The sequence below is a fragment of the Arthrobacter sp. MYb214 genome, assembly GCF_002979865.1.
In the GTDB taxonomy this organism is placed as follows: domain Bacteria; phylum Actinomycetota; class Actinomycetes; order Actinomycetales; family Micrococcaceae; genus Glutamicibacter.
This window is the reverse complement of record NZ_PCPZ01000001.1, coordinates 601,287-622,116: the sequence shown is the minus strand read 5'-3', so window position 1 is coordinate 622,116 and position 20,830 is coordinate 601,287. Positions and strand designations below refer to the sequence as shown.

Annotated in this window: 18 protein-coding genes and 1 pseudogene; 13 read left to right on the top strand and 6 right to left on the bottom strand. The window is 61.0% G+C overall.

From position 1 onward, the window contains the following. Positions 1–8 precede the first annotated feature (8 nt). On the top strand, positions 9–353 hold the full coding sequence (locus tag CQ012_RS02855) for an ArsR/SmtB family transcription factor (protein ID WP_105658520.1): 345 nt from the start codon (positions 9–11) through the stop codon (positions 351–353). A 101-nt stretch (positions 354–454) separates the two neighbouring features. Here CQ012_RS02855 and CQ012_RS02850 read toward each other — a convergent pair whose 3' ends face one another. Next, positions 455–2,137 carry an ABC-F family ATP-binding cassette domain-containing protein gene (locus CQ012_RS02850; protein ID WP_105661405.1) on the bottom strand — a complete coding sequence of 561 codons (1,683 nt, stop codon included), beginning with the start codon at positions 2,135–2,137 and terminating at the stop codon, positions 455–457. A gap of 30 nt (positions 2,138–2,167) precedes the next feature. Here CQ012_RS02850 and CQ012_RS02845 point away from each other — a divergent pair, with 30 nt between their 5' ends. After that, complete coding sequence (locus CQ012_RS02845) at positions 2,168–2,578, top strand: hypothetical protein (protein WP_146112902.1); 411 nt, start codon at positions 2,168–2,170, stop codon at positions 2,576–2,578. Here the strand turns inward: CQ012_RS02845 and CQ012_RS02840 are convergent. Continuing rightward, a complete protein-coding gene (locus CQ012_RS02840; protein WP_219844345.1) occupies positions 2,575–3,420 on the bottom strand; it encodes a 3-hydroxyacyl-CoA dehydrogenase in 846 nt (281 codons plus the stop codon). The genes CQ012_RS02845 and CQ012_RS02840 overlap by 4 nt on opposite strands. A 178-nt stretch (positions 3,421–3,598) precedes the next feature. Here CQ012_RS02840 and CQ012_RS02835 point away from each other — a divergent pair, with 178 nt between their 5' ends. Continuing rightward, a complete protein-coding gene (locus tag CQ012_RS02835) occupies positions 3,599–6,133 on the top strand; it encodes an esterase-like activity of phytase family protein (protein WP_286134561.1) in 2,535 nt (844 codons plus the stop codon). Between the two features lie 73 nt (positions 6,134–6,206). Here CQ012_RS02835 and CQ012_RS02830 read toward each other — a convergent pair whose 3' ends face one another. Both CQ012_RS02830 and CQ012_RS02825 read right to left on the bottom strand, forming a co-directional pair. Further along, positions 6,207–6,554, bottom strand: a complete 348-nt coding sequence (locus tag CQ012_RS02830) for a hypothetical protein (protein ID WP_105658525.1) — start codon at positions 6,552–6,554, stop codon at positions 6,207–6,209. A gap of 117 nt (positions 6,555–6,671) precedes the next feature. Further along, a complete protein-coding gene (locus CQ012_RS02825) occupies positions 6,672–7,460 on the bottom strand; it encodes a TspO-related membrane protein (RefSeq protein ID WP_105661401.1) in 789 nt (262 codons plus the stop codon). 59 nt (positions 7,461–7,519) lie between these two features. Between CQ012_RS02825 and CQ012_RS02820 the strand changes: the two genes are divergently transcribed. After that, positions 7,520–8,581 carry a PLP-dependent cysteine synthase family protein gene (locus tag CQ012_RS02820; protein ID WP_105661400.1) on the top strand — a complete coding sequence of 354 codons (1,062 nt, stop codon included), beginning with the start codon at positions 7,520–7,522 and terminating at the stop codon, positions 8,579–8,581. On the opposite strand, the gene CQ012_RS02815 is transcribed toward CQ012_RS02820, so the two are convergent. After that, a complete protein-coding gene (locus tag CQ012_RS02815) occupies positions 8,578–8,937 on the bottom strand; it encodes a cupin domain-containing protein (protein WP_105658528.1) in 360 nt (119 codons plus the stop codon). The two genes, CQ012_RS02820 and CQ012_RS02815, sit on opposite strands and share 4 nt — an antisense overlap. Positions 8,938–9,021: 84 nt before the next feature. Between CQ012_RS02815 and CQ012_RS02810 the strand changes: the two are divergent. From CQ012_RS02810 to CQ012_RS02770, 9 genes and pseudogenes are all read left to right on the top strand, one after another. After that, a pseudogene (locus tag CQ012_RS02810) lies at positions 9,022–9,405 on the top strand (Cmx/CmrA family chloramphenicol efflux MFS transporter); the annotation flags it as partial. A gap of 320 nt (positions 9,406–9,725) precedes the next feature. Further along, positions 9,726–11,450, top strand: a complete 1,725-nt coding sequence (gene poxB / locus CQ012_RS02805; protein WP_105658529.1) for a ubiquinone-dependent pyruvate dehydrogenase — start codon at positions 9,726–9,728, stop codon at positions 11,448–11,450. Between the two features lie 75 nt (positions 11,451–11,525). After that, on the top strand, positions 11,526–12,263 hold the full coding sequence (locus CQ012_RS02800; protein WP_105661399.1) for a YggS family pyridoxal phosphate-dependent enzyme: 738 nt from the start codon (positions 11,526–11,528) through the stop codon (positions 12,261–12,263). Between the two features lie 514 nt (positions 12,264–12,777). Then, the gene (nrdH, locus tag CQ012_RS02795; RefSeq protein ID WP_013349130.1) at positions 12,778–13,008 is read left to right on the top strand and encodes a glutaredoxin-like protein NrdH; all 231 of its coding nucleotides are present in this window, start codon (positions 12,778–12,780) and stop codon (positions 13,006–13,008) included. Between the two features lie 42 nt (positions 13,009–13,050). Beyond that, a complete protein-coding gene (gene nrdI / locus CQ012_RS02790) occupies positions 13,051–13,536 on the top strand; it encodes a class Ib ribonucleoside-diphosphate reductase assembly flavoprotein NrdI (RefSeq protein WP_105661398.1) in 486 nt (161 codons plus the stop codon). Further along, positions 13,533–15,671, top strand: coding sequence for a class 1b ribonucleoside-diphosphate reductase subunit alpha (nrdE, locus tag CQ012_RS02785; RefSeq protein ID WP_105661397.1), 2,139 nt, complete (start codon positions 13,533–13,535; stop codon positions 15,669–15,671). Before nrdI ends, nrdE begins: the two co-directional genes overlap by 4 nt. Positions 15,672–15,885: 214 nt before the next feature. Continuing rightward, positions 15,886–16,860 (top strand): class 1b ribonucleoside-diphosphate reductase subunit beta, encoded by a 975-nt coding sequence (gene nrdF / locus CQ012_RS02780; protein ID WP_105658533.1) that lies wholly within the window; start codon positions 15,886–15,888, stop codon positions 16,858–16,860. A gap of 532 nt (positions 16,861–17,392) precedes the next feature. Then, positions 17,393–17,752: a hypothetical protein gene (locus CQ012_RS02775; protein ID WP_146112901.1), complete on the top strand. Its 360-nt coding sequence runs from the start codon at positions 17,393–17,395 to the stop codon at positions 17,750–17,752. A gap of 450 nt (positions 17,753–18,202) precedes the next feature. Further along, entirely contained in the window at positions 18,203–19,474 is a 1,272-nt protein-coding gene (locus CQ012_RS02770; protein WP_105661395.1) for an MFS transporter, read from the top strand. Positions 19,475–20,087: 613 nt separating this feature from the next. Here CQ012_RS02770 and CQ012_RS02765 read toward each other — a convergent pair. After that, positions 20,088–20,291, bottom strand: coding sequence for a cold-shock protein (locus tag CQ012_RS02765; protein ID WP_013349123.1), 204 nt, complete (start codon positions 20,289–20,291; stop codon positions 20,088–20,090). Between the last annotated feature and the right edge of the window lie 539 nt (positions 20,292–20,830).

The window sequence follows — 20,830 nt, the reverse complement described above, 5'->3', positions numbered from 1 at the left end:
GGGGCGGCATGCCTGAGTCCGAGCGCGGCCAGGTGGGCGCCAACGCCCTGGAGGAAGTGCAGGAATCGCTGCAGGACTGGATCGACGTGTTCGCCCTGTGCGCGGATGCCACCCGCATGAAAATACTGATTGCCATGCACGCCGCGCCGCTGTCCTCGGTCACCCAGCTGGCCGATGCCGCGCAGCTGGGCGCAAACACCGTGACCCAGTCGTTGGCCACGTTGCGCAAGGCCGGGGTAGTTCAGGTGCAGCGGGATGGAAAGTACCGCCGCTGGGAGCTGGTGCACCCCGGCGTGCATCAGCTGCTGCACCAGATGGACGCCCCGCATTCTCACCTGCACCCCGAGCATTAGTCCCGCGTGCAAACGCGCCGCAGAACGCAGAAGGCGCAACTGAAGGCACGGGCTTGGCATCATATTGTGCCGGACCCATACCCGCGGGCAGTTCCCTGGGATTAGCGCTTGCGCTGCACCCGGGCCTCGTCCCAGACCGGCTCGTCGGACTCGTAGACGGTGCCGTCGGAGCCGAAGACCAGGAAGCGGTCGAAGCCGCGGGCGAACCAGCGGTCGTGGGTCACCGCCAGCACCGTGCCCTCGAACGCGTCGATGGCCCGTTCCAGGGCTTCGCCCGAGTGCAGGTCCAGGTTGTCGGTGGGCTCATCGAGCAGCAGCAGGGTTGCCCCCGAGAGCTGCAGCAGCAGGATCTGGAAGCGCGCCTGCTGGCCTCCGGAGAGCGATTCGAACTTCTGCTCGGACTGCGCTGCCAGCCCGTAGCCATCCAGCGCTCCGGCCGCTGCCTCGCGCGGCATTCCGGAGCGGTGCTCGTCGCCGCGGTGCAGGATTTCGAGCAGGGTGCGGCCAAACAGGTCCGGGCGGCTGTGGGTCTGGGCGAAGTAGCCCGGGCGGATGCGCGCTCCCAGCTTCACCGTGCCGGCATGCGCCACCGGGGCGATCACCACATCGGAGACCGGCAGGTGCTCGCGCTCCGGGTCGGATCCGCCGGAGGCCAGCAGGCGCAGGAAGTGCGACTTGCCCGAGCCGTTCGAACCCAGCACGCCCACCCGGTCGCCGAACCAGATTTCGGTATTGAAGGGCTTCATCAGCCCGGTCAGCTCGAGCTTTTCGGCCACGACCGCGCGCTTGGCGGTGCGCCCGCCCTTCAGCCGCATCTGCACGTTCTGCTCCAGCGGGATCGCCTGCGGCGGGCCGGCCTCCAGGAACTTCTCCAGCCGGGTGGTGGCCGCCTGGTAGCGGTTGGCCATGTCGGAACGGAACGCGGCCTTGGTCTTGTACATGTTGACCAGTTCCTTGAGCTTGGCGTGCTCCTCGTCCCAGCGCTTGCGCAGCTCCTCGAAGCGCTCGTTGCGCTCCTTGCGGGCTTCCACATAGGAGCCGAACGCGCCGCCGTGCACCCAGGCGGTGGCCCCGCCGTGGCCCGGTTCCAGGGTCACGATGCGGGTGGCGGCGTTGTCCAGCAGCTCGCGGTCGTGGCTGATGAACAGCACGGTCTTGTTGGAGCGCGACATGATCTCTTCCAGCCAGCGCTTGCCGGGCACGTCAAGGTAGTTATCCGGCTCGTCGAGCAGCAGCAGTTCGTCGTTGCCTTCGAAGAGCGCTTCGAGGACCAGGCGCTTCTGCTCGCCGCCGGACAGGGTGCGCGCCAGCCGGTCCCCGGCCTTGTCGAACCCGATGCCCAAGGCGGCCATGCAGACCTTGTCCCAGGTGGTTTCCAGCTCGTAGCCGCCGGCGTCGCCCCACTCGATGATCGCCTCGGCGTAGCGCATGTGGACTTTCTCGTCCTCGCTGGTGAGCATTTTGGCCTCGTACTCGGCGACCTTGGCGGCGGCCTGGGCCAAAGCCGGTGCGGCGGTGGACAGCAGCAGGTCCTTCACCGTGGAGTCGTCGCGCACCTGCCCGACGAACTGGCGCATGATGCCCAGGGTGCCGGTGCGGTTGATGGAGCCTTCGTCGGCCTTCAGGTCTCCTGCGATGATCTTGAACAGGGTTGTCTTGCCGGTGCCGTTGGGTCCGATCAGCGCGGTCTTGGAGCCGGCGGTGACCTTGAAGGCCGCGCCGCCCAGAAGCTGGGTGCCGTCGGAAAGGAAATACTGGATGTCTGTCACGTCTATATGGGCCACCTGGCAATCCTATCGGGTAGATTGCCGAACATGCAGATCACAGTAGAAATTTACGGAGCGCTCCATGCCTGCTGCCATTCAGCGTTTTCGGTAGGAGATCACGTGCGCTGGCAGCTGGCCGAGGTGCGCAACGGGCGCGGGGAAATTTCCTTCGAGCTCGATGACCACGGCACCTTCGATGGCACGGGGGTGCCCGTGGCAGCAGTCGCCGCCCGGGTGGTGCGCATCCAGTACCGGGATCATGAACGTGCGGCGAAGGCCGGGGGACTGGCAGGTGGCCCTGTCCCGGTGGTCGATACCCTGCATGTTCCCGAAGGCACGGATTTCGACCACAACTGGATCGTGGTGGGACTGGAAGTAGCGGATCCGAAGAGCCTTCCGCCGCTGGCCGACTGGGATGAGGGCGCGCCCCTGCCTGGTGGCGCGCCCCGCGGCGGCTAGTTGTACTTGTAGAACCCTTCGCCGGCCGCTGCGCCGAGCTTGCCCTGATCGATGTACTGGGTCTTGAGCAGCTCGGCGAACTTCTGGCTGGTTGCATCGCCTGCACGGGAAATGTTGTAGGCGGTGTTCAGCCCCACGATGTCGTAGATCTCGAACGGACCATGCGGCGCTCCGGTGCCCAGCTTCCAGGTCTTGTCGATGGTCTGCGCATCGGCGACCCCGTTGACCAGCAGGTGGCTGGCGGACTGCAGGAAGGGGACCAGCAGCGAGTTCAGCACGTAGCCCGGCTGCTCCTTGAGCACCCGGATCGCGACCAGCCCGGTACGCTCGGCGAAATCGACCACTGCTTCGTAGGCTTCGGGGGTGGTTGCTGGTGTGCCCATGACTTCGCCGGTGTTGTTGGACCAGATGCGGTTGGCATAGTGCAGGGCGAGGAATTGTCCGGGGCGGCCAGTGAACTCGGCGATATCCGAGGGCAGCAGGGTCGATGAATTGGTGGCGAATATGGCCTGTTCGGGGGCCAGCACGGCCAGCTTCCGGTAGGTCTGCGCCTTGATCTCCAGATTCTCGGGCACCGCCTCGATGACTAGGTCGGCCTCCCGCACCGCGTCGGCCAGATCGCTGGTCAGTTCGATGGACTCGCGGGCGGATTGGGCCTTCTGCGGGTTCCCGAAGTACTGGGCGTACTGCGCAACCAGGGCATCCAGCCGCTGGTTTGCGGCGGCCAGCGCTTGCTCGCTGATGTCGTAGCCGATGACGGGCAAGCCGTGGTAGGCGGTTTGGAAGATGATTTGTGCGCCGAGCACGCCAGTGCCCAGAACGGTGATGCGTTGCAGTTCCATGATTCTCCTTGGGGTACAGCTTCACTCTCCGCTTTTAGTTGCGCCATTTCAACTAAATGTGAGCGGGAGAACGCCCGACACCTGCTGGTTGGCTTCCAGTTGCCGAACATTCACTTTCTGGCTAGGTGGTGCTGGAACTCTTGGGGAGTCATCCGCAACCAGCATGGGGGAGAACTACGTGCACCGCATATCCAAGAAGGCCCCGGGAGTCCTGGCCGCCGCCGTCATCGCCGCGAGCCTGTCGCCGCTAGCCGCCGCCGCGGACCCGGGGGAGTACTTCGAACGCGAGGCCACCTACCCGGTCTACCAGAACCATCCCGAGGGCGCCGCGGCCCAGACCGCCGCAGAAATCTCCACCGTATCGGCGGACGGCAACACGCTGATCTACTCCGATGCGCTCTCGCGCAGCGTCGGCTTTCTGGACATTTCCAACCCTGCCGCGCCGAAGGGCCTGGGCCTGCTGGGCCTGCACCAGCTGGGCAGCGCCGAGGACGAGCCCACCAGCGTGGCCGCCTACGGCGACTACGTGTTCGTGGTGGTGAACACCTCGGCCAGCTACAGCGACCCCTCGGGGCGGGTGGATGTGGTGCGGATTGCCGACCGCACGCTGGTGCACAGTTTTGCGCTGCCAGGCCAGCCCGATTCCATCGCGCTGTCTGCCGACGGTGCCTACGCGGGCATCGCCATCGAGAATGAACGCGACGAGGACGCTGGCGAAGGCGCGCTGCCGCAAGCCCCGGCCGGATCGATCGCCATCATGGACCTGCAAGGCGCGGACCCGGCCGGCTGGAAGCTGCGCGAAGTCCCGCTCACCTCCGGTTCCCGCACCGAACCGATTGCGCTGCCGCTGCTGGCCGCGGCCGGTCTCGACACCCCGCAAGACCCCGAGCCCGAGTACGTCACGATCAACGAGAAGAACCAGCTGGCGGCAACCCTCCAGGAAAACAACGGCGTGGTGCTGGTGGACCTGGCCTCGGGCGGGATTACCGGCGCCTTCAGCACCGGGACCGTGGATCTGGCGGGGATCGACACCGAAAAGGACGGCGTGCTCGATCCCAGCGGGGAGCTGAAGGGCGTGCCGCGCGAGCCCGATGCCATCGGCTGGATCCAGGACCGCTATCTGGCCACGGCCAATGAGGGCGACTGGAAGGGCGGCAGCCGCGGATTCACGATCTTCGATTCCGCCACCGGCGACGTGGTGTGGGATGCGGGCAATAGCTTCGAGCACCTCGCGCTATCCCAGGGCTTGTTCCCGGAGCAGCGCGCAGGGAAGAAGGGCGTTGAGCCCGAAGGGCTGGCCATCGCCGAATTCGGCGGCGTGGACTACGGATTCATCGCGGCCGAACGCGGGAACTTCGTGGCCGTGTACGACCTGTCCGAGCCATCCAGCCCGCGCTATCTGCAAAGCTTGCCGACCACCAACGGCCCGGAAGGGATCTTGCCGATCCCCGGGCGCAACCTGCTGGCCATCGCCTCGGAAACCGATGAGGGCCAGGTGCGCTCGGCGGTGTCCCTGTACTCCTTCGGCGCCGCCGCGCCGCAGTTCCCGCAGCTGTCCTCGGATGCCGCCGATCCGGTGCCATTCGGTGCGCTCAGCGGCCTGTCGGCCAACCCGGCCGATGCTTCGCAGCTCTTCGCGGTCAGCGACAACGCGTACGAACCACGCATCTACACCCTGGGCGCCGGCACCCCGGCCACCGTGGAATCGTCGATGGCGGTGACCTCGGCCAGTACCGAACTGGACCTGGAAGGCATTGCCGCCCGCGCGGAGGGCGGTTTCTGGGCCGCCCATGAAGGGGCCACCGGGGCGGAAAACCTGCTGGTGCGCATCGACGCGGCCGGTGCGGTGCAAGAAGAAGTCGCGCTGCCTGCACTGGCGGGGCTGGGCAAGCACGGGCTGGAAGGCATTGCCGCGACCGGCTCCGGGAAACAGGAAGAAGTAGTGTTCGCCGTGCAGCGCGAACTGCCCGGCGAGGACTTCGTCCGCCTGGGCAAGTACCTGCCGTCCACCGGGGAATTCAGCTGGTACGGCTACCGGCTGGACGCGGCTGCCGAAGGTGCATGGAATGGCCTGTCGGAAATCACCGCCCTGCCCGATGGCTCCTATGCGGTGATCGAACGCGATAACCAGGTGGGTCCGAACGCCAAGCACAAGGCGATCTACCAGTTCCGGCTTCCGCAAGCCGTAGCCGGAGAGGTGCCGCTGGTCGAGAAGAAGCTGGCGGCCGATGCGTTGCCTGCCCTGCAGGAAACCAACGGATGGACCCAGGAAAAGCTGGAGGGGCTGGCCGTAGCCGATGGCCACCTCTATATGGTGACCGATAACGATGCGGTGGATGAGGCCACCGGCGAGACCGTCTTCGCGAACCTCGGTGCGGTGGAAGAGGTCTTCGAGCTGGCCGGCCAGGCACCAAGCGACACGCCAGGCGAAGAACAGGGTGAAGACCAGGGCGAAGAGCTAGCCGCGGAATCAACCCGGAACCCCTCGCCGCAGCCGAGCGGGGAATCGCACGATCCTTCGCAGGTCCCGGATCCGACCCGGGAAGCTGGCCAGTCCCAGGCGCCGCAGGCCGCGGATCCAGCCCAGCCGGAAGCCAGCGAACACCTCGCCGATACCGGTGCGAACAGCTTCTGGCTGATTCCGGTGGGTGCAGTGATCGCGCTGCTCGGCGCCGCGGCGGCCCTCAAGACCGCACGGGCCCGGGCGAAGTAGGCCGAGCGGAAGGAACCAGGAAAACAGCGAAGGCGTGGCACCTATGCAGGTGCCACGCCTTCGGTATTGACAGCTAGTTCTTCTTCTGCGAAATCACGACCGCGGCCACGACGGCGATGATCAGCGAGATGACCAGGAACTTGCCGCCATTGCCGGACTTCTTGTCCTGGGCGGCGAGGTTCTTCTGCGCGGCCTGCACAGCGCTCTCCACCGAGGCGCGGGCACGCTTGGCGGCCTTGGAATTCCCGCCGACATTCTCGATCAGGTTGGCGCCGGCCTTGCTGATGGCTTCGGTGTTGACACCGGAGACGGCCTCGTTCCAGCCGCCACGGATTTCCTTCGGCAGCTCTTCCTTGGCAGCCTTGGCGAGTTTCGCCAGCGACTTTTCAACTTGCTTCAAGCTCTTGGCAGTCTTCGACATGTTGTTCCTCTCTGATGGACCTTGAGTCTGGTGGACCTTGAGGTCTCAGCTCCCAGCCTAGCCAGCCGGGGGTGGGCACTCAAGGCCGCGCCGTTGCGCTGACTGCGAACTGGGAATTTACTGGGAGGCTGCGGGCGGGCGCAGCTTGCGAATGCGGGTCCGCAGCGCGCTGAGCAGGCACAGCAGCATCAGTATCGCCGCGATCGAAAGCACCGTGGCAAACCCGGGAGAGGTGGCGTGGCCGGTGTAGCGGTCCACGATGATCCAGCCGATCACCCATAGCGCGCCGGCGTTCAGGTAGATCCCCATGGGATTCTTGAAGCTCACCGCGCTGAGGAACAGCGCCAGGAGCAGCACCGACAGGGCGCAGGCGCCCTTGAACATCAGGGAGCTGGCGTCGGCCCCGGACAGGGCGGCGAAGGCGACAGTTTCGGCCAGCACGATCACCGAAAGCCACCCGGTGAACAGCCCGAAACTGGCGCGGGTAATCCACCGGTCCACTTGCTGCAGGGCAGGGGTCTTGCCGATCATCACCACGATGCGGATCAGCAATGCCAGCAGGAGCAGGCCGAACACCAGCGAGGTGCCGATGCGGTCGCGCTCCAAGAACGCCACCCACAGCGCATTGCACAGCACCGCGCCGAGCACCCAGGGGCGCAGCCGGCGATGGAACCCGGTGCGTTCTTGCGGCAGGCATTGCCAGATCGCGTAGAACGCCACTGCGGCCATCAGCCCGAACCAGGGCAGCTGCCCGATGCGCGGCACCGAGGTGACGGTGGCGTCCTGCCCCATCCACCCGCCGGCGAGTGTTTCCAGCCCGGCGGCGGAAAGCACCGCCCACGCCGCCCAGCCCAAGCCGAGCAGGATGATGGCGGCATAACCGCCGGTAACCAGCCTTCTTTTCACGATTCCGAAGGTACCACGCCGCCAGGGTTAAAACCGTTCGCCACGGTTAGAGTGGAGCCATGACAGATCTTTGGGTACGCCGTGCCATTTCCCTGCTCGACGCTGACGCGAACCGCAGCGCCGACACCCACCTGCATCGCTTCGAACTTCCCGCCCACTGGGGGATCGAGCTCTATTTGAAGGACGAGTCGGTGCACCCCACCGGTTCGCTCAAGCACCGGCTGGCACGCTCGCTGATCCTCTACGGGCTGGTCAACGGGAAGATCGACGAAGGCACCACGCTGGTGGAGGCCTCCAGCGGATCCACGGCCGTTTCCGAAGCCTACTTCGCGCGGATGCTGGGGCTGGACTTCATCGCGGTGGTGCCCAAATCCACCAGCGGCGAGAAGATCGAGCTGATCGAGTTCTACGGCGGGCGCTGCCACCTGGTGGACGCGGCCGGCCAGGTCGATGAGGCGGCCCGCGCGCTGGCGGCCGAAACCGGCGGCTACTACCTGGACCAGTTCACCTATGCCGAGCGGGCGACGGATTGGCGCGGGAACAATAACATTGCCGAGTCGGTGTACGCGCAGATGGCCGCCGAAGCCCACCCGATCCCCAGCTGGATCGTGGTCGGCGCCGGGACCGGCGGCACCAGCGCCACCTTCGGGCGCTATGCGCGCTACAAGCGGCACGAAACCAGGATCTGCGTGGGCGATCCGGAAGGCTCCTCCTTCTACGGGGGATGGCGCACCGGGGACATGGGCTACGCGACGGGGCAGGGATCGCGCATCGAGGGGATCGGCCGGCCCAGCGTGGAACCGAGCTTCGTGCCCGGGGTAATCGACCAGATGGTGCAGGTGCCCGACGCCGCCTCGCTGGCAGCCATGCATTTCCTGCGCGCCAAGACCCGCTACTTTGCCGGCGGCTCCACCGGGACCAACCTCTACGCGGCGTTCGGAATCATCGCCCAGATGCTCGAACGCGGCGAGCAGGGCTCGGTGGTGACGCTGATCTGCGACTCCGGCGAGCGCTACGCGAACACCTACTACAACGAGCAGTGGGTGGCCGAGCAGGGCTTGGACCTGGAGCCCTACGCCGCGCAGCTGGAGCGCTTCATCCAGACCGGGGCCTGGAGCTAGCTGCCACGCAGGGCGGGCATGAGCCCGGCCCGCTTCTTGCGCTGGTGCACCGAGAAGTAGCCCAGGCCCGCTTCGCCGGCCACGAAGCGCCGTTGGGAGCGGGCGGGCAGATAGATGATGTCGCCGATGGCCAGCTCGATGGATCCGCTGGCGGTATGCAGCACCCCGGAGCCGGCGAAGACGTGCAGCACCACGTCCAGCTCCGGGCCCTGGTGCTCCCCGATCTCTCCGGACGGGGCCAGCGAGATCACGTTGGCGTCGAGGTCGCGCTGCCCGGGTTCCAGCTTCCAGATCGCTCCGTTGGTTTTTCCGGCGGCCAGCTCGGTGGTATTGGCCATGCGGCGCGGTTCGGGCATCGTCTCTCCTTGAAGTTCTCTGCTGCAGCTTCCAGCCTATCCAATGGCGGGCAACGCCCCGGTCCACCGGGCGGTGACGCGGTGCGTGCCGAACTGAGCCAGTTGGCCACGCGGCCGCTCATCCTGGCCATGGCACTGGGAGCGCTGGTCAACGGGGGCACCTTCGCGGCGTTCACCTTCATTGCGCCGGTTGCGGCTATCACCGCCGGCGTGGCCGAGGGATGGGTTTGGGCCGCGCTGGTCCTGTTCGGGCTCGGATCCTTCCTCGGCGTAACCAGCGCAGGGCGGCTATCGGATCGGCGACCGGGCCTGGTGCTCTTCTCCGGAGGACCGCTGCTGCTGGCCGGTTGGGTCGTGTTGGCTTGGACCGCGTCGCATCCCATGGCGCTGCTCTGCCTTGTCTTCATCCAGGGTTTCCTGATTTTCGGCGTCGGCAGCACCGTGATTGCGCGGGTGCTCTACGCGGCCTGGGCATTGGCGGCGGCCGCTCCCTTGGCCATGCTGCTGAGCCGGCGCATGCTGTTGGATACCACGGCTGGCTCCCATCGATGATCCGCCGCGGCGCGCTTCCCCCCAGGCCCCGGGACGCCGGGAAAGAAGGCGCGGTGGACCTGGGTGGACCGGTGCGGGGTAGCCGGCGTTGCCCGGTAGGCAGCGCTCGTTGCGTGCGCCACCTGCCGGTGTGTTGGGAGGAACCTTCGGCAGCGTCAAAAACCCATGACACAAGTTGGCTGGCGCAGTAGGGTGAAGAATAGACCCACTGGAAAATTCTGTGCAGGAGGAATGTTTTGCCTACCGTAGCCGACCACCTGATTGAACAGCTCGATACCCAGGGAGTGCGCCGGATTTACGGCCTTCCGGGGGATTCCCTGAACGGCTTGACCGATTCATTGCGGGAGAACGGGCGGATCGAATGGGTCCACCACCGCCATGAGGAAGCCGCTGCCTTTGCCGCGGCGGCCGAAGCCGGAATCACCGGAGAGCTGACGGTATGCGTCGGCTCTTGCGGTCCGGGGAACCTGCACCTGATCAACGGGCTGTACGACGCGAACCGCTCGCGCGTGCCGGTGCTGGCGATTGCAGCGCACATCCCTACCGAGGAGATCGGTTCCAACTACTTCCAGGAGACCCACCCGGTGGAAGTCTTCCGTGGCTGCTCGGTCTATGCCGAACAGGTTTCCGACCCCAAGCAGATGCCGCGCATGCTGCGCATTGCGATGCGCGAGGCCATCGAGAAGCGCGGCGTGGCAGTACTGGTGATTTCCGGCGATGTCGCGTTGGCGGAGATGGAACGCACGCCCACCCAGGAAATCACCAAGACCAACCCGCGGGTGCTGCCCAATGAAGACGAGCTGGAGCGTACCGCAGAGATCCTCGAAGGCTCGCGCAAGGTCACCATTCTGGCCGGTGCGGGCGTGGCAGGAGCTCATGACGAGGTGATCGCGCTGGCTGGCAAGCTCGGGGCGCCGATCGTGCATGCGATGCGAGGCAAGGAGCATATCGAGTACGAGAACCCCTTCGATGTGGGCATGACGGGCCTGCTGGGTTTCGCTTCGGGCGCCAAGGCGATTGCCGAATGCGACGTGCTCCTGATGCTGGGCACCGACTTCCCCTACCAGCAGTTCTACCCGCAGGACGCGACCATCATCCAGGTGGATATCCGCGGCGAGCAGATCGGCAAGCGCACCCGGGTGGACATCCCGCTGGTGGGCACCGTGAAGGACACCGCGGCGGCTCTGGATGCGCTGCTGCCGGTGCAGACCCACCGCAAGCACCTGGAGACAGCGGTGGAGCATTACCGCAAGACCCGTACGAAGCTCGACGAGCTCGCCACGCCCTCCAAGCCGGGTGCTGCAATCCATCCGCAGTATCTGGCCCGGCTGATCGACCAGCACGCAGATGAGGATGCGATTTTCACCGCCGATGTGGGATCTCCGGTGATTTGGGCAGCCCGCTACCTGACCATGACCGGCAAGCGACGGGTGCTCGGCTCCTTCAACCACGGTTCCATGGCCAACGCACTGTGCCATGCCCTGGGCGCCCAGGCAATTGACCGGCAGCGCCAGGTTATCGCGTTCGCCGGTGACGGCGGATTGGCCATGATGCTCGGTGAGCTGCTGACCGCCACGCAGAACAAGCTGCCGATCAAGATCGTGGTGTTCAACAACTCCTCGCTGAATTTCGTGGAACTGGAAATGAAGGCCGCCGGGTTCGTCACCTACGCCACCGATCTGCACAACCCCGACTTCGGGGCCGTGGCTACCGCCTCGGGGCTCAAGGGCTACCGGGTAGATGATTCGGCGCAGCTTGAAGCCACGGTGCAAGAATTCCTGGCCCATGACGGTCCTGCGCTGCTGGATGTGGTGACCGACCGCCAGGAGATGTCGATGCCACCGGAAATCAAGTTGGAACAAGCCAAGGGATTTGCCTTGTATGCCATACGCACCGTGCTCTCCGGGCGTGGCGACGAGCTGCTGAATCTGGCTAAAACCAATTGGCGGCAATTGTTCTAGTCCTTTTATGCCTATGCTTGTTGCTGGTGCCCTTGGCACCAGCAACACGTTTGTGACATCAAGAAAGTTGGCGCTTTGGCTTCGCAACCTGCCGCTACCCACGCGGCCACCATCGAGGATTTCACCCGCAACCTGGCTGCTGTCAACCAGAAGATCGCCGCGGCGGCGCTGGCTGCCGGCCGCGACGCTGGCTCGGTTCGGCTGCTGCCGGTCACCAAAACCATCGATTTCGAGCGCTTGGCATTGGCCATTGCTGCCGGTGTGGACACGCTGGGGGAAAATAAGGTCCAAGAGGCCCAAGGCAAGTACGAGCACTTCTGCGAGGATTTCCCGCACCTGCGTTATGCGATTATCGGTCCCTTGCAGACCAACAAGGCGAAGTTCGTGGCGAAGTTCGCTGATGAGTTCCATGCCTTGGACTCGCTGAAACTGGCACAGACCCTGCAACGCCGTTTGGAGGCAGAGGATCGGACGCTCGAAGTCTTCATCCAGGTCAATACCTCCGGCGAGGAAAGCAAATCAGGCATCGAAGCTGCTGGGGCAGCGGACTTGCTTGGCGGGTTGGCGCCGCTGGATCGGTTGACGCCAGTGGGCTTGATGACCATGGCCGCAAATACCAAGGACGAAGCATCTATCCGTGGCAGCTTTGCGTTGCTGCGCGAAACCCGTGACCAATTGCAGCAGGATGCTCCTGAAAGCTTCCAGCACCTGTCCATGGGCATGAGCGGAGACTACGAGCTGGCCATCGCCGAGGGGGCCACCGTCGTGCGTGTAGGCCAGGGAATCTTCGGTGCCCGCACCTACCCGGACTAAGTCGCTTCTGCGTCGCCACTGAGCTTCGTTGCAAGGGCAGCTGGCAAATCGCCAGCTGCCCTTGCTGCGCGTTCTCCACAGCCGGTCGTGCGTCGGCCAAACTGTGGGTGCCAGGGGCGACACTACATGTAGTGGTGCACACCGTGTACCCCGAACTACATGGAGGGTGCAGAACACGCCGACGAACATCTCACAAGAAGAATTTTTAACCCACAGCGGACTTCTGCCAACCTGTGGACAAAGGTCTCGAGTCCGCGAGAAATCGCGGTTTAAACGGGGGTTAATATCCACAGTTCCTGTGGACGTTGCCGTGGATGAATGACATACTTGTAATACATCATGTTGTGGCCGCTTGACCCGCCAAACACAAGATGTAGTATTGAACCCGTCGGTGCGGCTCGCACCAGAAGCACCTCGAAACAGTGGTTTTGAGGCATCCGAGAGGATGGCTAGGACTTTTCCGAAAATCCGGGATCTTAGCCGAAACCAAGACTTTTTAAAGGGGATCAGGGACATGGCCATCACGGTTTACACGAAGCCTTCCTGCGTTCAGTGCAACGCTACGTACCGCGCGCTGGATAAGAAGGGTGTCGAGTACAACAAGGTAGACATCTCTCAGGATGCGGCAGCTTTGGAGCACGTTCGTGGCTTGGGCTACATGCAGGCACCTGTCGTAATCACCGATGACGATCACTGGTCGGGCTTCCGCCCAGACAAGATCGAGCTGCTGGCTCCAGCCAACTAATCAAGAATTCCATCCGCTAGCTTGTAGTGGAGGCGAAAAGCAATGTCACCTGCAGCGCTTGCCGATAGGCAACATGCTGAGGCCCAGGAACCGCTGGAACTCACCGATTCGAAACTGATCTATTTTTCATCTGTTTCGGAGAACACCAAGCGTTTCGTGGACAAACTTGAGATGGATGCCGCACGGATTCCGGTCTATGCGACCGAACCGCAGCTGATCTCAACTGCACCGTACGTGCTGCTCATACCCACTTATGGCGGAGAGCGTGGCAAGCGCTCGATCATGCCGCAGATCATGAAGTTCCTGCGGCATGAAGCGAACCGCGTGAATCTTCGCGGCGTGATCGGTGCAGGGAACACAAACTTTGGCGAGTACTACTGCATTGCGGCAAAACGCATTGCCGAGAAATGCAACGTACCCGTGCTTTACACATTCGAAATTATGGGAACCTCAGAAGACGTTCTCAACGTCAAAGAAGGGCTTGAAACCTTTTGGACACCAGCGTCGCAGAACCGGCAGCAACGATGAATAGCTCAAAGGAGCTCCCAGCCCAGTTCCAGGGCTTGAGCTACAACGACCTCAACGCCATGCTGAACCTTTACGGACCAGATGGAAAGATCCAGTTTGAGGTGGACCGCTACGCGGCTCGCCAGTACTTCTTGGACCACGTGAACAACAACACCGTGTTCTTCCATGACCTCGATGAGAAGCTTGAATATCTGGTCAAGCACGAGTACTACGAGCGTGAAACCCTCGATCAGTACTCGATGAACTTCATCCGGGATTTGTTCAAGCACGCCTTCGGCAAGAAGTTCCGTTTCGAAACCTTCTTGGGCGCCTTCAAGTTCTACACCTCGTACACGCTGAAGACCTTCGATGGCAAGCGCTACCTGGAACGCTACGAAGACCGCGTATGCATGGTTGCCCTGCACCTGGCACGTGGCGATGAAAAGCTGGCCATGCACCTGGTCGATGAAATCATTGAAGGCCGCTTCCAGCCTGCCACCCCAACCTTCCTGAACGCCGGCAAAGCACAGCGTGGCGAACTCGTCTCCTGCTTCCTGCTGCGCATCGAAGACAACATGGAATCGATTGCCCGCGCAGTCAACTCGTCGCTTCAGCTGTCCAAGCGCGGAGGTGGCGTTGCCCTATCGCTGACCAACCTGCGTGAGCACGGTGCGCCGATCAAGCAGATCGAGAACCAGTCTTCCGGCGTCATCCCGGTGATGAAGCTTCTTGAAGATTCCTTCTCCTATGCAAACCAGCTCGGTGCACGCCAGGGCGCAGGTGCCGTTTACCTGAACGCACACCACCCGGATATCTACCGCTTCTTGGACACCAAGCGCGAAAACGCTGATGAGAAGATCCGTATCAAGACCCTGTCCTTGGGTGTTGTTATTCCGGATGTCACCTTCGAGCTGGCTCGCAAGAACGAAGACATGTACCTGTTCAGCCCGTACGACGTCGAGCGCGTCTATGGCGTACCGTTCAGCGAAATCTCCGTCACCGAGAAGTACTACGAGATGGTAGACGACGCTCGGATCAAGAAGACGAAGATCAGCGCCCGCGAGTTCTTCCAGACCCTGGCCGAGATCCAGTTCGAGTCCGGTTACCCGTACATCATGTTCGAAGACACCGTGAACAAGGCCAACCCGATTGCCGGCCGCATCACCATGTCGAACCTGTGCTCGGAAATCCTCCAGGTTTCCTCCGCTTCGGAGTTCTCTGACGACCTGAGCTACAAGACCGTCGGCAAGGACATCTCCTGCAACCTCGGTTCGATGAACATCGCCAAGGCCATGGACGGCAAGGATCTGGCTACCTCGGTAGACATCGCCATCCGTGCCCTGAGCGCAGTCTCGGACATGTCCTACATCGCCTCGGTTCCTTCGATTGCTGACGGCAACAGCAAGTCGCACGCCATCGGCCTGGGCCAGATGAACCTGCACGGCTTCCTGGCCCGCGAGCACATCTACTACGGCTCCGAAGAAGGCATCGACTTCACGAATATCTACTTCTACACGATCCTGTTCCATGCACTGACTGCATCGAACAAGATCGCCATGGAGCGCGGCGAGACCTTCGATAACTTCGAGAACTCGAAGTACGCCTCGGGTGAATTCTTCGACAAGTACACCGAGCAGGAATGGGTTCCAGCTACCGAGCGCGTGCGCGAACTGTTCGACGGCATGCAGATTCCTACCCAGGAAGACTGGAAGGCGCTGAAGGCTTCTGTCATGGAGCACGGCATCTACAACCAGAACTTGCAGGCAGTTCCTCCCACCGGTTCGATCTCGTACATCAACAACTCGACTTCCTCGATCCACCCGGTCGCAGCGAAGATCGAGATCCGCAAGGAAGGTAAGATCGGCCGCGTTTACTACCCGGCTCCTTACATGAACAACGAGAACATCGACTTCTACGAAGACGCTTACGAAATCGGCTACGAGAAGATCATTGACACCTACGCTGCCGCAACCCAGCACGTAGACCAGGGCCTGTCGCTGACCTTGTTCTTCAAGGACACTGTCACCACCCGTGACATCAACAAGGCCCAGATCTACGCATGGCGCAAGGGCATCAAGAGCCTGTACTACATCCGCCTTCGCCAGCTTGCGCTGGAAGGCACCGAGGTTGAAGGCTGCGTTTCCTGCGCACTGTAAGACCTTGATCCATTGACCGGTTAGCCGGGCAATGGCATCACGCAACAGCTGCCGCATGGTTTCGTCCAACGGCAGCTGTTGCATATCAAAACGACCTCAGATCGTGTCAGCGATCTGACAATAACTTGGGGCCTTGCTGTACAGGCGGCGTTCGAAAGAACGGTAGAGTTGTAAGCAAAGTTCTTAATACGATTTAGCTTTTCGATGAGGGGCAATGACCGAGAAGATTCAGCTCACCAACAAGGTTGAGGCAATCAACTGGAACCGTATCCAGGACGACAAGGACGTAGAGGTCTGGAACCGCCTCGTCAATAACTTCTGGCTGCCGGAGAAGGTGCCGCTGTCCAACGACATCCAGTCGTGGGGAACCCTGACCGAAGACGAGAAGCTGCTGACCATGCGCGTCTTCACCGGTCTGACCCTGCTTGATACCTTGCAGGGCACCGTTGGCGCTGTTTCGCTGATTCCAGATGCGATCACCCCACACGAAGAAGCCGTGTACACCAACATTGCCTTCATGGAATCGGTACACGCAAAGAGCTACTCCTCGATCTTCTCGACCTTGGCATCGACCAAGGAAATCGACGAAGCCTTCCGCTGGTCCACTGAAAATGTGAACCTGCAGAAGAAGGCTCAGATCATTGAGAGCTACTACCACGGCGAAGATCCACTGAAGCGCAAGATTGCTTCGACCCTGCTCGAATCGTTCTTGTTCTACTCGGGCTTCTACCTGCCAATGCACTGGTCCTCGCATGCGAAGCTGACCAACACTGCAGACCTGATCCGCCTGATCATCCGCGACGAAGCTGTTCACGGTTACTACATCGGATACAAGTTCCAGAAGGGTCTAGAAAACGAGACCGAGGAGCGCAAGCAGGAGCTGAAGGACTACACCTTCGAGCTGATGTATGAACTGTACGAAAATGAAGTCCAGTACACCCACGATCTCTATGATCCGGTAGGCCTGTCCGAGGACGTCAAGAAGTTCTTGCACTACAACGCCAACAAGGCGCTGATGAACCTGGGCTATGAGGCGATGTTCCCATCGACCGTGACCGATGTGTCGCCAGCGATTTTGGCTGCGTTGAGCCCGAACGCTGATGAGAACCACGACTTCTTCTCCGGTTCCGGTTCGTCGTACGTGATCGGCAAGGCAGTGAACACCGAAGACGAAGACTGGGATTTCTAATCTAGAAAATCTTCAGCCTAATTGGTGATGGCCAGCAGGCCCGGACTCATGCAGAGTCCGGGCCTGCTGGCATTTAAGCTGTTCCGAAGTTGACGTATCCGGCTGGGCTAACGGTACGTCAGCGGTGGACCGAGCAAGATCTTGGGGAGCCTGTGGTGTTGGAAACGCCAATGGTTATCACGTGCGAACCCGGTGCGTGGACAAATGTCCCGTTTGCGCGGTGAGCAGCGGTTATGAAATCTGGAGTTCGTTCTCGCAGTATCCCCATCGAGACAAGGACAACCGCCAGATCGCGGGGAATTATGGCTTGGGCGGAAGCAACCTGGCCCGCAACCGCAGATGAACGCGAAATGGCGAGATTTCGCAGGTATCGTGAGCAACGGGGTTTGACTAGCATCCACGCGAGTCCAGCCTCTTAAGGCAAAAACTCCTTCGGCCACAAAAGCAGAAGGGAGAGACCTCAGCACGGCGGCCGAATAATCAGATCGCTGCATCATTATGGTTCTCTGCCAAAGCAAGAATGGGGGTCCAAATGCCTAGCTTGCCAGGCAAACTGGAGCGATTGAAACACCAATTATCGGGGCTTGGCGAGGTCTTTATTGTGCCTCCTGCTGAAGATGGATACGTATTCTTGCGGTATGCCGACTCCCAAGAGCTATACGCATTCGACTGCACTTTCGAAGAAGTGCTCAATCACGCGGTTCAATCTGGTGGCGAAGAGATCTGGCCTCAACTCGAACCACTTGAAGCTCAAGTGGCGCTCTTCGCGGTGCACGTCATGGAAACGATCGAGACTGCGCCGGACAAGGCACGTATTTTGAGCTTTGGAGGCAGTGGTCTTGAGGCAGCGAAAGGTAAGCTGCCTACGGCAGCGATTCGTGAAAACGAGTAACTTGAGTAGGCGTAATAGCAATCTCGGTATGCTTCCACAGAAGCATGCGCCGCCGTTGCCCTATTCGAAAGGACCGATCTCACATACGGGTCCGAAATTTTGCGCCTTCGCCGACGGCTCAGCCAAACTGGGGTCTGAAGACCGCGAGATGGACTCCAATCCGGAGCCGCAGAGGTGTTCGCTGTTGATGTGAACCGTGAACTTAAAGTGGGACTGCCTGCTGACCCGGCAGAGCGATACGCCAGTATTATTCGAGCGTCGAAAGATGCGGATCCGCAACCAATGTGAGTTACCTAGCCCATTGAATTGGAAATTCATGGGGATGCGACCACTCCGGCTATAGCCCAGCTTCGGTGGGTCCATAGTCATGCACAGCGGCGCACTCAACGCTCGGAGATAAATAGTAGATACTTAGACAGTACAGGTAGCTATAAATGCGGGGGAGTCAATGTGCAGATCGAATCCACTTCGGATGAACAGCGTTCATTGGATGACCAGCAGATTCAGCGGATTCGACGCAAGTCGATTTCCGTCCTCGCTGCGGGACAAATTCTTGGAGGTCTAGGCGGTGGCGCAACCCTGACTTTGGGGTCGCTGCTGATCGTAAGCATTTCCGGACTCGATGCATTGGCTGGCATGGCCGCGACCATGAATACTTTAGGTGCTGCCATCATGGCGTTGCCTTTGGCATTGCTTGCCCAGAAGTTCGGCCGGCGTATTTCGCTGTCGACCGGCGCATTGCTGGCAGCCAGCGGTGTTGTCGTCATCATTGCCGCAGCTTTTCTGAGATACTGGCCGTTGCTGCTGCTTGGAATGCTGGTTCTGGGAACAGGTTCGGCAATGAACCTCCAATCTCGATTCGCCGCCACCGACTTGTCCACCACGGCTACACGAGGCCGTGACCTTTCCCTGGTTGTGTGGTCAACAACTGCGGGTGCAGTCATCGGCCCGAATTTATTTGAACCTGGAGAAGAGCTAGCGCAGTTCATTAGCCTTCCACCGTTTACCGGCGGCTTTCTTATTGCGATGTGCGCCCAGCTGGTAGGGGTTCTTGTCTACTGGCTGGGCTTGCGTCCCGATCCGTTGCAGATCGCACAGCGTCAGGCGGCTGCCCAAGCGAGCGAGGTTCAGCTTCGCCGCCGCGGCTGGAGCATCCTAAGAAACACTTCTGCTGCCAGGCATGCCGTGCTTACCGTCGCCTTGACTCATCTTTATATGGTGTCCATGATGTCGATGACTCCAATTCACATGCAGCATCAAGGGGCAAGCCTCACGCTCATCGGGATCACCATTTCGGTCCATGTTGCGGGGATGTATGCGCTCTCACCAGTCTTTGGCTGGCTCACAGATATGCTAGGTCCACGAACGGTCATCTTTACCGGGCAGGCGTTGCTAGTTACCGCAAGCATCTTGGTATGGAGCAATGCAGAGAACCATACCGTGACAACTTTGGCGTTGCTTAGTCTAGGCCTCGGTTGGTCGGCGTCGACGGTTGCAGGCGCAACGATGATTACTGGATCAGTTGGCCTTGCCGAACGTCCGAAGTTGCAGGGCACGTCGGACCTCTGCATGAATCTGGCTGGTGTGCTTGGCGGTCTCACCGCTGGCCCAATTTTGGCAGCTGTAGGGTTCCGCGGACTGGCCGTGGTGCTGTTGATTTTCGCGATGTTCATGATCGCTGTGAATATGAAGTCTAATAGCGCTGGAACTGTTCACGAGTAGGGTGCAAATCTAACTCGATAATAGGCATTTCAAATGAAGGAGAGCATATTCATGGCAGGCAGAAGGCAGTGAATCAAAGTTGGGGGAGGGCCGGCTGGAATGGCCGCCGGTTTAATGCTGCTCGCAGCGGTGTGCCAGTAGCGGTTCATGAAAAGCACCGTGAGTTCCTCAGGGACTTTCGCGGTGGCACCATCTGTCCGTCAACTTTGCACGTGCTCGATGAACTGGGACTGGTGGGCGAATTCGAAGAATCGGGTTCAGCAAAGTTACCCAGGCAAGTAGTCCGGTCTCCAACGGATCGCCGGCAACCGTTCCTAACCTGTCGCGAATGCAGCTCCCTTTTCGATTCATTGCCGTGGCGCCACAGTGGAGTTTCCGCAATCTACTAGCCCGTGCAGTTGATAGTCGAATTCCGAGCTGAACTCCGGCTACCGATGCCGATAGCTGCTGCTTTCCGCTTGCCCCCGAAGCAGACGGAACTGCCAGGTAGATTGCTTGGCGTTGGGGTCCTTCGCGAACGACCTCCGGTCGAAGCCTGCAGCTAAGAACCGGTTAAAAGCAACAAAGGTGCAGTTCCAACCTTGCGGGGAACTACACCTTTGAAGAAAGTCTCTTAGCGAGCCTGGATGTTGGTTGCCTGTGGGCCCTTTGGACCAGCTTCCAGGGTGTACTCAACAGTCTGGCCCTCTTCGAGGCTACGGAAACCGAAGCTCTGGATTGCGCTGTAGTGTGCGAAGACGTCAGCCGATCCATCCGAAGGAGCGATGAAGCCGAAGCCCTTTTCAGCGTTGAACCATTTCACGGTGCCAGTGGCCATAGTGTTATATCCTTATTTATTGATTGGCCACGATGTGGCCTGGTTGCCGATCCGAAGTTCCGAATCGGAAAATTTAGGGGTTACCTCGCGCAGAGCTGCCGAGAACGATTCGCCTGCCGTCGATACGGAGAATCGAATACTGATTTTGCCGGTATCGGCCAAAACGGGGGTCGCTGCACTTGCTTAAACATCGTCGGATTCCAGGCTGCTAACGGGTAATGACCCCACGCTAGCGGAGTAGAACAAGGAATCCACAGAAAAGTGACGTACGGAGTCGTCGAGATGTTTTATCTGCAGTGAAGAAGAGAAGATGAAGAATTCGTTTCGATAGGAGCTCATTCGATCTGAAGATCGATGAACCGATTTGTAAAGCACAGACGATTTGTTGGCTGTGCTACAAATCCTACTGCTAACAATTACTGGCGGGGACTCACACCTGCAACCGTTGAGGTAACAAATCAAGCGTACCATTGATCGTTGGTCCGTGGGGCGTGATGCGTGATACTTGGGCGTTTTGGCAATGCAAATCGTTGCATCGA

Coding starts and splice junctions, on each gene's coding strand:
- CQ012_RS02765 (WP_013349123.1), bottom strand. CDS start 20,291: ATGGCCACTGGCACCGTGAAATGGTTCAACGCTGAAAAGGGCTTCGGC.
- CQ012_RS02845 (WP_146112902.1), top strand. CDS start 2,168: ATGCAGATCACAGTAGAAATTTACGGAGCGCTCCATGCCTGCTGCCAT.
- nrdF (WP_105658533.1), top strand. CDS start 15,886: ATGACCGAGAAGATTCAGCTCACCAACAAGGTTGAGGCAATCAACTGG.
- nrdE (WP_105661397.1), top strand. CDS start 13,533: ATGAATAGCTCAAAGGAGCTCCCAGCCCAGTTCCAGGGCTTGAGCTAC.
- CQ012_RS02815 (WP_105658528.1), bottom strand. CDS start 8,937: ATGCCCGAACCGCGCCGCATGGCCAATACCACCGAGCTGGCCGCCGGA.
- CQ012_RS02820 (WP_105661400.1), top strand. CDS start 7,520: ATGACAGATCTTTGGGTACGCCGTGCCATTTCCCTGCTCGACGCTGAC.
- CQ012_RS02840 (WP_219844345.1), bottom strand. CDS start 3,420: ATGGAACTGCAACGCATCACCGTTCTGGGCACTGGCGTGCTCGGCGCA.
- CQ012_RS02830 (WP_105658525.1), bottom strand. CDS start 6,554: ATGTCGAAGACTGCCAAGAGCTTGAAGCAAGTTGAAAAGTCGCTGGCG.
- CQ012_RS02775 (WP_146112901.1), top strand. CDS start 17,393: ATGCCTAGCTTGCCAGGCAAACTGGAGCGATTGAAACACCAATTATCG.
- nrdH (WP_013349130.1), top strand. CDS start 12,778: ATGGCCATCACGGTTTACACGAAGCCTTCCTGCGTTCAGTGCAACGCT.
- CQ012_RS02855 (WP_105658520.1), top strand. CDS start 9: ATGCCTGAGTCCGAGCGCGGCCAGGTGGGCGCCAACGCCCTGGAGGAA.
- nrdI (WP_105661398.1), top strand. CDS start 13,051: ATGTCACCTGCAGCGCTTGCCGATAGGCAACATGCTGAGGCCCAGGAA.